This window comes from Microbacterium sp., assembly GCF_052099035.1.
Taxonomy (GTDB): domain Bacteria; phylum Actinomycetota; class Actinomycetes; order Actinomycetales; family Microbacteriaceae; genus Microbacterium.
Genome location: NZ_JBQDSX010000035.1, coordinates 1 through 13,298, shown reverse-complemented (window position 1 = coordinate 13,298; position 13,298 = coordinate 1). Strand labels below are relative to the sequence as shown.

The 13,298-nt window shown below is 64.3% G+C and carries 11 protein-coding genes, 2 tRNA genes and 1 pseudogene; 10 read left to right on the top strand and 4 right to left on the bottom strand.

The features are described from left to right. The first annotated feature begins 13 nt into the window (after window positions 1–13). The 5 genes from recF to ACTIAO_RS11470 all read left to right on the top strand — a co-directional run bounded on the left by recF (window position 14) and on the right by ACTIAO_RS11470 (window position 6,835). Window positions 14–1,192: a DNA replication/repair protein RecF gene (gene recF / locus ACTIAO_RS11490; RefSeq protein ID WP_441906360.1), complete on the top strand. Its 1,179-nt coding sequence runs from the start codon at window positions 14–16 to the stop codon at window positions 1,190–1,192. Then, window positions 1,185–1,670, top strand: a complete 486-nt coding sequence (locus ACTIAO_RS11485; protein ID WP_441906359.1) for a DUF721 domain-containing protein — start codon at window positions 1,185–1,187, stop codon at window positions 1,668–1,670. Before recF ends, ACTIAO_RS11485 begins: the two co-directional genes overlap by 8 nt. Before the next feature lie 119 nt (window positions 1,671–1,789). Next, the gene (gene gyrB, locus ACTIAO_RS11480; protein ID WP_441906358.1) at window positions 1,790–3,850 is read left to right on the top strand and encodes a DNA topoisomerase (ATP-hydrolyzing) subunit B; all 2,061 of its coding nucleotides are present in this window, start codon (window positions 1,790–1,792) and stop codon (window positions 3,848–3,850) included. 16 nt (window positions 3,851–3,866) lie between these two features. Beyond that, window positions 3,867–6,434, top strand: a complete 2,568-nt coding sequence (gyrA, locus tag ACTIAO_RS11475; protein WP_441906357.1) for a DNA gyrase subunit A — start codon at window positions 3,867–3,869, stop codon at window positions 6,432–6,434. Next, a complete protein-coding gene (locus ACTIAO_RS11470) occupies window positions 6,431–6,835 on the top strand; it encodes a DUF3566 domain-containing protein (RefSeq protein WP_441906356.1) in 405 nt (134 codons plus the stop codon). The genes gyrA and ACTIAO_RS11470 overlap by 4 nt, the downstream gene beginning before the upstream one ends. Before the next feature lie 3 nt (window positions 6,836–6,838). On the opposite strand, the gene ACTIAO_RS11465 is transcribed toward ACTIAO_RS11470, so the two are convergent. Beyond that, on the bottom strand, window positions 6,839–7,552 hold the full coding sequence (locus ACTIAO_RS11465; protein WP_441906355.1) for a VIT1/CCC1 transporter family protein: 714 nt from the start codon (window positions 7,550–7,552) through the stop codon (window positions 6,839–6,841). Between the two features lie 138 nt (window positions 7,553–7,690). Between ACTIAO_RS11465 and ACTIAO_RS11460 the strand changes: the two genes are divergently transcribed. The 5 genes from ACTIAO_RS11460 (at window position 7,691) to ACTIAO_RS11440 (ending at window position 10,760) form a co-directional block, all read left to right on the top strand. After that, complete coding sequence (locus ACTIAO_RS11460) at window positions 7,691–8,962, top strand: histidine kinase (RefSeq protein ID WP_441906354.1); 1,272 nt, start codon at window positions 7,691–7,693, stop codon at window positions 8,960–8,962. Next, entirely contained in the window at window positions 8,950–9,645 is a 696-nt protein-coding gene (locus ACTIAO_RS11455) for a response regulator transcription factor (protein ID WP_441906353.1), read from the top strand. Before ACTIAO_RS11460 ends, ACTIAO_RS11455 begins: the two co-directional genes overlap by 13 nt. Before the next feature lie 53 nt (window positions 9,646–9,698). Next, window positions 9,699–10,532 carry a DUF4097 family beta strand repeat-containing protein gene (locus tag ACTIAO_RS11450; protein WP_441906352.1) on the top strand — a complete coding sequence of 278 codons (834 nt, stop codon included), beginning with the start codon at window positions 9,699–9,701 and terminating at the stop codon, window positions 10,530–10,532. Window positions 10,533–10,585: 53 nt separating this feature from the next. Next, window positions 10,586–10,659: transfer RNA gene (locus ACTIAO_RS11445), tRNA-Ile, on the top strand. Window positions 10,660–10,687: 28 nt separating this feature from the next. Next, window positions 10,688–10,760, top strand: a tRNA-Ala gene (locus ACTIAO_RS11440). Between the two features lie 118 nt (window positions 10,761–10,878). Here the strand turns inward: ACTIAO_RS11440 and ACTIAO_RS11435 are convergent. The 3 genes and pseudogenes from ACTIAO_RS11435 to ACTIAO_RS11425 all read right to left on the bottom strand — a co-directional run bounded on the left by ACTIAO_RS11435 (window position 10,879) and on the right by ACTIAO_RS11425 (window position 13,160). After that, window positions 10,879–12,179, bottom strand: a pseudogene (locus ACTIAO_RS11435) (ISL3 family transposase). Between the two features lie 163 nt (window positions 12,180–12,342). Next, window positions 12,343–12,828 carry an SRPBCC domain-containing protein gene (locus tag ACTIAO_RS11430; protein WP_441906351.1) on the bottom strand — a complete coding sequence of 162 codons (486 nt, stop codon included), beginning with the start codon at window positions 12,826–12,828 and terminating at the stop codon, window positions 12,343–12,345. Next, window positions 12,825–13,160, bottom strand: coding sequence for an ArsR/SmtB family transcription factor (locus ACTIAO_RS11425; protein WP_441906350.1), 336 nt, complete (start codon window positions 13,158–13,160; stop codon window positions 12,825–12,827). Before ACTIAO_RS11425 ends, ACTIAO_RS11430 begins: the two co-directional genes overlap by 4 nt. Between the last annotated feature and the right edge of the window lie 138 nt (window positions 13,161–13,298).

Sequence of the window (13,298 nt, the reverse complement as noted above, 5' to 3'; positions counted from 1 at the left end):
GTAGGCTGACTCCGTGATCGTGGAGCACCTGAACCTGGTCGATTTCCGCAATTACCCGACTGCCGACCTCAGCCTTCTGCCGGGCCCCAATGTGCTCGTCGGACGCAACGGTCAGGGCAAGACGAATCTCGCCGAAGCTGTTGTGTTTCTTGCGACGCTGGGATCGCATCGCGTGTCATCGGATGCTCCGATGGTCAGAGACGGTCTTGATTTCGCCGTGATCCGTGCGCGATTGTCTGTGGGCGATCGCCGCGTGCTCGCCGAAGTCCAGATCAACCGGCAGGGATCGAACAAGGCGCGCATCAACGGATCTCCGGCGAAGACGAGCGAGCTGCCTCGTTACGCGCATGTCGTGCTGTTCGCACCGGAGGATCTGCAGATCGTTCGGGGCGATCCATCGTCTCGTCGAAAGTTCGCCGACCAGCTGCTGATCCAGCGCGCTCCGCGCATGGCAGCGGTCCTCGGCGATTACGATCGCGTGCTGAAGCAGCGCACCGCGCTGCTGAAATCTGCTCGCGCCCGCGGCATCCGCGGTGATGCGCTCACAACGCTCGAGGTCTGGGACGACAAGCTCATCGCGCTCGGAACCGAGATCATCTACGCGCGTCTGCGGCTGGCATCGGATCTGCAGAAACCCCTCGTCGACGCATATACGGCGATCGCCGGTGCCGACCACCGTCCGGAAATGGAATGGGCGCTTTCGGTGAGCGGCGGAGATCCCGAAGAGGGGCAGGAGATGGTTCTCGATGGTGCCGACAGGGCGCTCAGCCTGTCGAAGGGCGCCGAAATGTTCCGCGCGGCGCTGATCGCCAAGCGGCAGCAGGAGCTTGACCGCGGACTCACTCTCGTGGGCCCGCACCGCGACGACCTCATCCTGCGCGTGCGTGATCTTCCGGTGAAGGGGTACGCCTCGCACGGAGAATCCTGGTCCGTCGCGCTGTCTCTTCGCCTGGCATCCGCTGAATTGCTGCGCGCGGAATCTCCCGCCGGGGACCCGGTGCTCATCCTCGACGACGTATTCGCCGAGCTCGACGCCGATCGTCGCCAGCGCCTGGCGGCCCTGACTGCCGGGTATGAGCAGGTCATCGTCACCGCCGCGGTCGAAGAAGACATTCCTGAAGCGCTGCACCGTCATGTCGTCCGGATCCATGCGGGTACGATCAGCGACGACCGGGAGGCAGACGATGAGTGACGCCGAAACGCCCGAAACGGTGGCGACCTACCTGCGGTTGCGCGGTCTGAAGCCGAGCTCGAAGAGTTGGAAGCGCAAGCGCCGCATAAGCGACGACGATGAGAATGCGCCGTTCACCCCCGGCCGCGACCCCGGTGTCCTCGGTGCAGTCCTCGACACGCTCAGTCGTGAGTCGGGGTGGGAGATGACACTCGCACGCGAGGATCTCGTCCGCCAGTGGGCGCAGCTGGCAGGAAACGACACCGCACAGCATTCCGAACCGGTCTCGCTCGAGAACGGGATGCTGACGGTGAAGTGCGATTCGACGGCCTGGGCTAAGAACCTGCAGTTCATGCGCGCGACCATCCTCACCGAGATCGGAAGGCGCTATCCCCAGGCGGGTGTGAACAACCTCCGTTTCATCGGTCCCGACGTTCCTTCTTGGAAATGGGGCCCCAGAGCCGTCCCAGGGCGGGGCCCGCGCGATACCTACGGGTAGGGCACCATGAACAGGGTCCGGATCGATTTCAGGGCTACACACGGGCGTCTAGCGACGTGAACACCCTTCGAGGAGGGTAGACTGGACATTCGAGATATCGATGTGGAGAATGCCCTCTGATGACGCCTGAAAACACTGCTGACGAGCCTGAATCCACACCCGGTGACACGTCGTCGACGAGTACCCCGGCTAGTAAGGCCTCAGCCGATTACGGTGCTGACCAGATTCAGATCCTCGAAGGCCTCGAGGCTGTGCGCAAGCGCCCCGGAATGTACATTGGCTCCACCGGTCCGCGTGGTCTTCACCACCTCGTGTACGAGATCGTCGACAACTCGGTCGATGAGGCGCTTGCCGGCTACGCCGACACCATTCTGGTGACTCTCCGCGAAGACGGTTCTGTCCGCGTCGTCGATAACGGCCGCGGCATCCCGGTCGGTCCGCATTCCTCGGACCCGACCAAGTCCACGGTCGAGGTCGTGCTCACGATCCTGCACGCCGGCGGAAAGTTCGGCGGCGGTGCGTACGCGGTCTCCGGTGGTCTGCACGGCGTCGGCTCCTCCGTGGTGAACGCGCTCTCGACGCGCTTCGACGTGACGGTCAAGCAGCAAGGCTTCGCCTGGCACCACCGCTTCGCCGATGGCGGTACTCCGCAGCAGCAGCTCGAAAAGGGTGAGTCGACGGACGAGACCGGAACGGACATCACATTCTGGCCGGACCCCGAGATCTTCACCGACTCGATCGAGTTCGAGTACGAGACGCTGCGCACCCGCTTCCAGCAGATGGCATTCCTGAACAAGGGACTGCGTATCGATCTGCGGGACGAGCGCGAGGGTGCGACGACCGAGATCGAAGAAGACGGCGTCCTCGTCACGAAGCAGCGCAATGACGTGTTCCTCTACGAGCGCGGACTCGTCGACTATGTCGAGTACCTCAACAAGGTTCGTCACGCCGAGACCGTGCACGACGAGATCATCGACTTCGAAGCGGAGGACACAGCTCGCAAGATCTCGCTCGAGGTCGCGATGCAGTGGACGACCGGGTACACCGAGAACGTCTTCACCTACGCGAACACGATCAACACCCATGAGGGCGGCACTCACGAAGAGGGTTTCCGCGCGGCGCTGACCACACTGGTCAACAAGTACGCCCGCGCGAACAACCTTCTCAAGGAGAAGGACGACAACCTCTCCGGTGACGACGTGCGCGAGGGGCTCACCGCGGTCATCTCGATAAAGCTCGGTGAGCCGCAGTTCGAGGGTCAGACGAAGACGAAGCTCGGCAACACCGAGGCGAAGGCGTTCGTGCAGAAGGTCGTGGGCGATCAGCTCGGCGACTGGTTCGACCGCAACCCGACTCTCGCGAAGAACGTCATCCGCAAGGCGATCGACGCGGCAACGGCCCGGATGGCTGCCCGCAAGGCGCGTGAGACCGCGCGTCGCAAGAGCGTGTTCGAGTCCGCCGCCATGCCGGACAAGCTCAAGGACTGCACGAGCAAAGACCCCTCGATCAGTGAGATCTTCCTCGTCGAGGGTGACTCGGCCGGCGGCTCCGCGGTGCAGGGTCGCGATCCGCACACGCAGGCGATCCTGGCCCTGCGCGGCAAGATCCTCAACGTCGAGCGCGCTCGCCTCGACAAGGCACTGGCCAATAAAGAGGTCCAGGCGATGATCCAGGCCTTCGGCACGGGCATCGGCGAGGACTTCGATATTGAGAAGGCCCGCTATCACAAGATCGTTCTGATGGCGGATGCCGACGTCGACGGCCAGCACATCACGACGCTGCTGCTGACGCTGCTGTTCCGTTACATGCGCGGGCTCATCGAGGCGGGTTTCGTTTACCTCGCGATGCCGCCGCTGTACCGGTTGAAGTGGACCAATCAGCCGCACGAGTACGTGTATTCGGATGCTGAGCGCGACGCTCTGATGAAGCACGGCTTCGAGAACGGCAAGCGACTCCCCAAGGACTCCGGCGTGCAGCGCTACAAGGGTCTGGGTGAGATGAACGCCAAGGAACTGTGGGAAACGACGATGGACCACACCACCCGCACTCTGCGGCAGGTGACCATCGAAGATGCCGCCAGTGCGGACGAGATCTTCAGTGTGCTGATGGGCGAGGACGTCGAGTCCCGCCGTGGCTTCATCCAGCGCAACGCCAAGGACGTCCGGTTCCTCGACATCTGATTAGTGAAAGAAAAACATGACTGACGAAGAACGTCCCGAGCCGCTGCACGAACACGGCAAGATCGACCAGGTCGACCTGAAGTTCGAGATGGAGCGCAGCTATCTCGACTACGCCATGGCGGTCATCGTCGGGCGTGCGCTGCCGGATGTTCGTGATGGACTCAAGCCCGTGCACCGCCGCGTGATCTACGGCATGTACGACGGAGGATTCCGTCCCGACAAGTCGTTCTCCAAGTGCGCTCGCGTCGTCGGCGACGTCATGGGGCACTACCACCCGCACGGTGACTCGGCGATCTATGACGCCCTTGTCCGTCTCGTGCAGCCGTGGTCGATGCGGTACCCGCTGGCACTCGGTCAGGGCAACTTCGGATCCCCGGGAAACATGGGCGCCGCCGCCCCCCGGTACACCGAGACGAAGATGGCTCCGCTCGCGCTCGAGATGGTGCGCGACATCGAAGAGGAGACCGTCGACTTCCAGGACAACTACGACGGTCAGACGCAGGAACCGACGGTTCTGCCTTCGCGCTTCCCGAACCTCCTCGTCAACGGATCGGTGGGTATCGCGGTCGGCATGGCGACCAACATCCCTCCGCACAACCTGCGCGAGGTATCGGCCGCTGCGTTGTGGGCACTGGACAACCCGGACCTGCCGCGCGACGAGCTGCTCGAGGGCCTGATCAAGCGCATCCCCGGTCCGGACTTCCCGACCGGCGCGCAGATCCTCGGCTCGAAGGGCATCCACGAGGCGTATCGCACGGGTCGCGGGTCGATCACGATGCGCGCGGTCGTCAACATGGAAGAGATCCAGGGACGCAACTGCCTGGTGATCACCGAGCTGCCGTACCAGGTCAACCCGGACAACCTCGCCGTGAAGATCGGCGACCTCGCCCGTGACGGCAAGATCACCGGCATCGCCGACATCCGTGACGAGACGAGTGACCGTACCGGTCAGCGTCTCGTGGTGGTGCTGAAGCGGGATGCTGTCGCCAAGGTCGTGCTGAACAACCTGTACAAGCACACCCAGCTGCAGGACAACTTCGGTGCGAACATGCTCGCGATCGTGGACGGCGTGCCGCGCACGCTCGCCCTCGATGGATTCATCTCGAACTGGATCTCGCACCAGATCGACGTGATCGTCCGGCGCACGATCTTCCGTCTGCGCAAGGCCGAAGAGCGCATGCACATTCTGCGCGCGTACCTCAAGGCGTTGGATGCTCTCGACGAGGTCATCGCGCTGATCCGCCGCTCCCCCACCCCTCAAGAGGCGAACGAGGGTCTGCAGGCACTCCTCGACATCGACGAGATCCAGGCCGACGCGATCCTGCAGATGCAGCTGCGCCGTCTGGCGGCTCTCGAACGACAGAAGATCGTCGACGAGGCCACTGAGCTCGAGGCGAAGATCGCCGACTACAAGGACATCATCGCCAAGGAGTCCCGCCAGCGCGGGATCATCCGCGAAGAGCTCGAGGGCATCGTCGAGCGTTTCGGCGACGACCGTCGCACGCACATCCTGCAGGGCTTCGACGGCGACGTGTCGATGGAAGACCTCATCGCCGAAGAGGAGATGGTCGTCACCGTCACCCGCGACGGCTACATCAAGCGCACGCGCAGCGACAATTATCGCCAGCAGCACCGCGGCGGCAAGGGCGTCAAGGGTGCGCAGCTGCGCGCAGACGACATCGTCGAGCACTTCTTCGTGACGACCACGCACCACTGGCTGCTCGTCTTCACGGACAAGGGCCGGGTCTACCGCACCAAGACGTACGAGGTTCCCGAGGCCGGGCGTGACGCAAAGGGGACGCACGTCGCGAACCTGCTCGCGCTGCAGCCGGACGAGGGAATCGCGCAGATCCTCGCGATGCGCGACTACGACGTTGCCGACTACCTGGTGCTCGCCACCCGCGATGGTCTGGTGAAGAAGACTCGCCTGAGCGAGTACGACACCAACCGCCAGGGTGGCGTCATCGCCATCCGCCTGCGCGAAGAGGATGAGCTGGTCAGTGCCATGATCGTGGATGCTACTGACGACATCCTTCTCATCAGCCGCAAGGGCATGTCCGTCCGCTTCCAGGCGACCGATACCGCGCTGCGCCCGATGGGCCGCGCGACTGCCGGTGTCACCGGCATGAAGTTCAAGGGCGAGGACCGCCTGCTCTCGGCATCCGTCGCCACACCCGGCGAATTCGTGTTCACCGTCACCGACGGGGGCTACGCGAAGCGCACGGATGTCGAGCAGTACCGGGTGCAGAACCGTGGCGGATACGGCATCAAGGTGGCCAAGCTCAACGACGATCGCGGCGTTCTCGCCGGTGGTCTGATCGTGAGTGAGGACGACGAGGTCTTGGTGGTTCTCTCCAGCGGCAAGGTGGTACGCTCTGCCGTGGCCGAGGTGCCCGCGAAGGGTCGAGACACCATGGGTGTTCTGTTCGCCCGGACGTCCGAGAAGGACCGCATCCTCGCGATCGCCCGCAACGGAGAGCGGGGCCTCGAAGAAGACGAGGAGGAGGCGTTGGCTGAGAACGACGCTCCTGATGCACCGGCCTCCGAAACGACCGAAACTCCCGAGGAAAGTAACGACGCATGAGCACAGTAGCCGACAAGCTGGCGAAGAAGTCCACGCGCAAGACCGGTGGTAAGCAGGTTCGCCTGCGTCTGGTCTACGTCGACTTCTGGTCGGCTGTGAAGCTCTCGTTCCTGGCCGCGGTCGCTCTCGCGATCGTGACCATGGTGTCGTTCTTCCTCATCTACCTCGTGCTGCAGGCGACGAACCTGATCGCGCAGGCGGACTCGTTCGTCGGCAACATCACCGATGGCGGGGTATCGCTGTCATCGCTGCTGGGACTCCCCCAGGTGATGGCGTTCGCAGCGGTCGTATCGATCCTGAACCTCATCGTGTTCACCGTGCTCGGCGCCGTGGTCGCCGGTATCTATAACCTCGCCGTGAAGGTGACCGGAGGCCTGCTCGTCGGCTTCATGTCGAACTAGCGGTCACACCACGCCGGTCGACCCCAGCAGGGTGCCGATCAGCCAGGTTGCGACCAGTGCGAGCGCGCCGCCTACCACCAACCGGAGGGATGCTCGCACCGGGGAAGCTCCGCCGATCCGTGCGGAGATCGTGCCGGTCGCCGCGAGGGCGATGAGCACGGCGACGAAGGTCACCGGAACCCGCCATTCCACGGGCGGAAGCAGGATCGCGAGCAGCGGCAGCAGCGCACCGATGGTGAAGGCGATCGCCGATGAGATCGCGGCGTGCCAGGGGTTGACCAGGTCATCCTGATCGATGCCCAGTTCGACTTCGAGGTGCGCGGCCAGCGCGTCGTGCTCGGTGAGTTCGACGGCGACCTGACGGGCGGTGTCTTCGCTGAGGCCGCGCTGCCGGTACAGCTCGGTGAGTTCGTCGAGCTCCTCGGCGGGCATGGTGCGCAGTTCGTCGCGCTCCTTCTCGATGAGCGCGCGCTCCGTGTCGCGCTGACTGCTCACCGACACGTACTCGCCGAGGGCCATCGAGATGGCCCCACCGACGAGGCCCGCCACTCCAGCGACGAGGAGGGCGGAGTTGTCGGTGGTCGCACCGGCGACGCCCACGACGAGGGATGCGACGGAGACAATTCCGTCGTTCGCGCCCAGTACTCCGGCGCGCAGCCAGTTCAGCTTCTGACCGAGGCCTGCGCCGTGCGGTTCATCGGAATGTGTTTCGCTCACGGACCCATCATGGCGGACAGCGCATGCGACCGGTGCGCGCGTCGCTCCCTGAGCCTGTCGAAGGGTAGGGAAAACCCGAAGGCGGCTCTCCGGGTTACTCGGTGTCGCGGGTGGCGGCCTCCGGCCTACGTTTGATGCATGACCACTCAGACTGTCCCCGCCTCGACCGGGGCTGACCGCCGGAAGAACCCGCCGCTGCGGCTGTTCCTGACTATTCTGCATCTGGCGACACTCGGTGTCGTCGGCGGTGGTGTCATCGGCATCCTCGCCGCTGTGTTCGGCACCGGAGTCGGGCTTCTGTTCGCGTTCGGAATCGGCGTGCTGTTCCTGGTCGGTCTCGTCTACGCGCTGTACGGGGTCGGCTGGTTCGAAGTGATGCGCGTGCGCGGTCTCTACGACCTGGATATCCCCGACCTTCCGTATCGCCGTCGGCTGGCTCCGGGGTTCGGCGGATGGATTCGCTCGCTTGGACGCCAGAGCATCGACGGGCGGATGTGGCGCGCCGTCGCGAACTTCGCCATCGCGTGCATCTTCGGCACGATCGTGATCCGGCTGTTCTGGGGTCTGGTGTGGTCAGCCATCTTCGCTTTCACACCGTTGTTCACAACGGAAGATGTCGTGGGACCGTTCGGGAACCTCGTCGCGGTCGGGTGGGCTCCGCTGATCGGCATCCTTGGTGTGCTTGCCACGGCGGCCGGCATCATCGGACTCGCGCTGATGCACCGCACCATTTCACGAGGGCTCGTCGTGCCGAGCCGCGAGGCAGAGCTCGTCGAGCGGGTGCGCACCACCTCCGCGCAGCGGGAGGGCGCGGTGCGCGCTGCTGATGTCGAGCGCACGCGCATCGAGCGGGACCTGCACGATGGTGTGCAGCCCCGTCTTGTGTCCGTGGGAATGACTCTCGGACTCGCACAGCAGAAAATCGATGCCGATCCGGCTGCCGCAAAGGCGCTGATCACGGAAGCGCACACCTCGACGAAAGCCGCCATTACCGAGTTGCGACAGCTCGCCCGCGGCATCCACGCCTCGGTTCTCGACGATCGAGGGCTGGATGCTGCGCTATCCGCCCTTGCGAGCAGGTCGCACATTCCCGTGCATCTCGATGTTCGGCTGAATGGTCGGTGCAGCCGGGATGCTGAGGCGGCGGTGTACTTCTCCATCGCCGAATCGCTGACGAACGCGGCCAAGCACTCTCGAGCCAGCGAATGTCGCGTCGTGGTGCGGCTGCGGGAGGGTGCCACGCTCTGGGCTCGGGTCGAAGACAATGGCTTGGGCGGTGCGGAGGTGCAGCCGGGTGGCGGCCTCGACGGCATCTCGAACCGGGTGCTCGCCGCTGGCGGCACGTTCCGACTGGACAGCCCCCAGGGCGGCCCGACTTCGCTGGAGGTGACCGTGCCATGCGCATCCTGATCTGTGAGGACTCCGTACTTCTGCGCGAGGGTCTTGTCCGGCTGCTCGAGGACTCCGGCCACACCGTGGTCGCGGCCCTCGCCGACACCGAGACATTGACCGAGGCGGTGCAGACGACGGATCCAGAGCTCTGCATCCTCGATGTCCGGCTGCCGCCGACGTTCACCGACGAGGGGATCCGTGCGGCGCTGGGCCTGCGGGAAACACATCCGCAGCTTCCGCTGCTGGTGCTCTCGCAGTATGTCGAGGAGCGATATGCGAGTGATCTCATCGCAGCGCAGGGCGGTCCGCTCGGCTACCTGCTCAAGGACCGGGTGGCCGATGTGGCGGAGTTCGTCGCATCCGTCGAGCGCATCGCCGATGGCGCGACAATCCTCGATCCCGAGGTCGTCGCCCAGCTGCTCACGCGTCGTCATCGTGACGATCGGATGCTGCAGCTCACCGAGCGCGAGCGCACAGTGCTCGCACTCATCGCTGAAGGAAAATCCAACCAGGCGATCGCGGGCCTGCTGTTCCTCTCGTCCGCGAGCGTCGAGAAGAACATCACCGCGATCTTCCAGAAGCTCGGATTCGAACAGGACGAGTCGGGCAACCGGCGGGTGCTCGCCGCGCTCGCGCACATTGAGAACAACGGCGGCTCACCGTCGACCGGCAATGAACCACAGACAGGATCAGGACGATGAACACCGAACCGCAGAATCCGCAGGATGGACCCCCCGCTCCTCCGACTTCCGCAGTGCGCGAGCCACGTGGTTCGGGTGCTAGGGCCGCAGCGATCGTCATCGCCGCGTTCGGCGGCGTCGTGCTGCTGGGAACCGGCGGTACGGCAGCCTTCGCTGCCGTTCATGACGTGGCATCCGCTTCGTCGAACGTCGCCGACAGTCAGAAGGTGAATGCGGACGGGATCGAGTCACTCACAGTAGATGTCGCGGCGAGCGACGTCACCGCACGCTTCGGGGACGTTGACGAAGCAACGCTCGAGGTGACCGGAGACCGATCCGGTAACTGGAGACTCGAACGGGACGGTGATGAGCTCATCGTCCACAGCCCTGACCGCGGCTTCGGATGGTGGTTCGGTGGCGACTGGTTTGGTGGTGACTGGTTCGGCGATGAAAGTGTGACGCTCACGCTTCCGAAGGATCTGAACGACGGCAGTCTCGACGCAGATCTGACGCTCGGAGCCGGCAGTCTCGATGTCGAGGGACAGTTCAACGACCTCGGGATCGTGGTCGGCGCAGGAGTGCTCTCGATGGATGGATCTGCGACCACGATCGGGGCGGATATCAGTGCGGGTCGCGCCGACCTGAACCTTCTCGGCGTCGAGGAGGCCGATTTGAGGGTCTCGGCAGGCAAGCTGGTCGCCGAGCTCACCGGCGATGCGCCACGTGTTGTCACGATCGGTGTCAGTGCCGGATCACTCGATCTGACGGTGCCCGATACGGACTACAACGTGACCCAGGAAGTCAGCGCCGGGTCGCTGGATAATCGGCTGAGCACGTCGACGTCAGCGCGGTTCACGATCGATGCGAGCGTCTCGGCGGGGAGCGCGATTCTTCGTCCCGGTGACTGAACGGAGCCGATTCGGATTTTCCGAAAAACTCCGGTAAAGTCTTGGAGGTTGACGGGGCTATAGCTCAGTTGGTTAGAGCGCTTCACTGATAATGAAGAGGTCCCTGGTTCAAATCCAGGTAGCCCCACCGTTTCCTCTAAATAAATACCCGTTTCGGGGCCTTAGCTCAGTTGGTAGAGCGCCTGCTTTGCAAGCAGGATGTCAGGAGTTCGAATCTCCTAGGCTCCACAGAATCGAAAGAAGCGCCACCTTCGGGTGGCGCTTCTTTTTTCTTCGGCGGTGCGCTGAGTGGGCCAGACGGGAAGGATTTCGCGGCCTCCGGTGGCACTTCAGCGGCTCTTCGTAATTAGCGGTGTAGGTGGGATCTGAATCCTCCGGCTTCGAGTAGCGATCTGGCGACGTAGTTCGTCAGGTTCCGGAAGCCGAGGGCAGAGCCGCGGAGGTGCTCGAGGCGGCCGTTGATCGCCTCCGTTGGTCCGTTCGACGTTCCGGGACGGTCAAAGAAGGCGAGGATGTCCGCTGTGCGCTGCTTGAGTGTGCGGCCGAGCTTGCGAAGTTCGATGAGGCCGGTCGGGACGCCGGTGCTGACCGCGTCGATCACTGCCTTCATCATCTGCTTGCCGAGCTTCTTGTCAGGTTCCCGATACGCGGCGATCATGCGCTGGTAGATGCCCCAGGTCGCTTCGACCTGGACATGGTCGTCGTCGGCGAACAGCTTCTTCAGCCGGGTCCTCTGCCGGTCGGTGAGCAGCTTGTCGCCGGTGTGCAGGGTGCGGCGGGCCTGGTAGAGCGGGTCGCCCTTCATCCCGCGGCGTCCGAAAATGTCTTGCTGAACGCGGCGGCGGCAGACATCAAGCGCGTCACCGGCGAGACGGACCACATGGAACGGATCCATTACCGGGATCGCGTCGGGCAGCTCCTCAGCGGTGGCGGTCTTGAACCCGCTGAACCCGTCCATCGCGACGACCTCGATCCGATCCCGCCACTTCTTCGGACGGGCGGCGAGCCACTGCTTGAACACCGCTTTGGAGCGGCCCTCGACCATGTCCAGCAGCCTGGCCGGCCCGGTCTTGTTCCGGTTCGGGGTGAGGTCGATGATCACCGTGACGTACTTGTCACCGAAGCGGGTGTGCCGCCAGACATGCTCATCGACGCCGATCGTGGTGACGCCGTCGAACCTCCTCGGGTCATCGATAAGACGCCGACGGCCCTCGGCGAGAATCGCGGTGTTCGCTGTGTGCCAGGACACGCCAAGACCGGCGGCGCACGGGACACGGTGAGATGGTCGACCACGATCGCCTCCAATGCCCACCCCAGCCCGCCACGGGAGATCTTCGCCCGCGGCGCGGCGGCAGCCGTCGTGTCCTGACGCCAGGTGCGCCGGCAGTGATAGCACCGGTATCGGCGCACCCGCACTAGCAGCAGCGTCGACCGGTGGCCGAACGGCTCATGCGCCAGAGGCCGCACCACAGTGTCGCGCACGACGCCTTCGGCGCCGCACTTGCGACACCATGGATCCGACTCGATCACGCGACACTCGATCACCGCCCGGCCTGCCTCGATCCGCTGCCCGACAGCTTCGAGACCGAGCTCGTCAAGTCGGCAGAACGTAGTGAGATCAGGCGCGGCGAAGGTAGCGTTGAGCACGTCGAGGTCTTTCAGATGGGCAGCGTAGGAACTTCCATCCTGGAAGACCTCGACCCCTATCCGCGAACCAGCGAGCGCACCCCACCTACACCCTCAAATGCGAAGAGCCACTTCAGCCGCGAAAACCTTCTGCCATGCCCGCGACCGGACGCAGCAGTGGTGCTCAGACGCCCGTTTCGACCAGCGCGGCCAGCGCTGCGGTGACCGCGCCCCATCCTTCGTGGAAGCCGAGCTCTTCGTGAAGGTCGCGGGCGGCGGCATCCCCGTGGCGGACGATCGCCCGATACTCGGTGCCTTCCGGATGCTCCGCGAGCACGATCTCGGCGGTCATGGAGACGGGCGCTGGCGCGGCAGGACGCCACGCGCTGCTGATCGCATTGGTGAACACGAGGCGCGTGCCCGCCTCCACGACGAGGAAGATGCCATCGGTGTGGGGGATGAAGTGCTCGCCGTCATCGCTCATCCGGGTGACGAAGCCGCCACCCGCGCGGACGTCGAGTACGTCGACGCGCGCGATGGCGGGTGATGGAACCCACCATCGCTCCAGCTGTTCGGGCTCGGTCCATGCGCGCCAGATCCTTGCCGCAGGGGCGTGGATGATCCGTTCGATGCTGAGGTCGAGTGCGGGGTCAAAGGGGCGTTGGATCATGATTGTGCCTCCTGGTCGTTGGTCACGAGATTCTCCAGACGGTCGGTGCGGTCTTCCCAGATCTCGCGCTGCTCCGCGAGCCAACCTTCGAGCAGCATGAACTGGTCACGGTTGAGGGTGCAGGTGCGCACTCTTCCGGACTTCGCCGTGCGGATGAGACCGCTGGTCTCGAGCATCCTGACGTGTTTCATGAATGACGGGAGCGTCATCGGGAACGGGCGTGCGAGATCGCCCACGCTCGCAGGGCCACGTCCGAGCCGCCGGATCATGCGCCTGCGGGTCGGGTCGGACAGGGCGACGAACATCGTGTCCAGATCATTTTGGTTAGCCACATGGAAAAGTTTTGCACGGCAGGACACTTAGCGCAAGGGCACACTATTAGTGCCTCTTGTGCGCGGGCATAAGAGGAGTACCGTGAGTGCCAGGCCAGCCAGAATCCTGACGACCGCGAAAGTGAAGTCACAAGGGCC

Bases quoted from the DNA above. Each gene is read 5' to 3' on its own strand.
- ACTIAO_RS11455 (WP_441906353.1), top strand. From the start codon at position 8,950: ATGCGCATCCTGATCTGTGAGGACTCCGTACTTCTGCGCGAGGGTCTT.
- gyrB (WP_441906358.1), top strand. From the start codon at position 1,790: ATGACGCCTGAAAACACTGCTGACGAGCCTGAATCCACACCCGGTGAC.
- ACTIAO_RS11485 (WP_441906359.1), top strand. From the start codon at position 1,185: ATGAGTGACGCCGAAACGCCCGAAACGGTGGCGACCTACCTGCGGTTG.
- ACTIAO_RS11460 (WP_441906354.1), top strand. From the start codon at position 7,691: ATGACCACTCAGACTGTCCCCGCCTCGACCGGGGCTGACCGCCGGAAG.
- ACTIAO_RS11430 (WP_441906351.1), bottom strand. From the start codon at position 12,828: ATGATCCAACGCCCCTTTGACCCCGCACTCGACCTCAGCATCGAACGG.
- ACTIAO_RS11470 (WP_441906356.1), top strand. From the start codon at position 6,431: ATGAGCACAGTAGCCGACAAGCTGGCGAAGAAGTCCACGCGCAAGACC.
- gyrA (WP_441906357.1), top strand. From the start codon at position 3,867: ATGACTGACGAAGAACGTCCCGAGCCGCTGCACGAACACGGCAAGATC.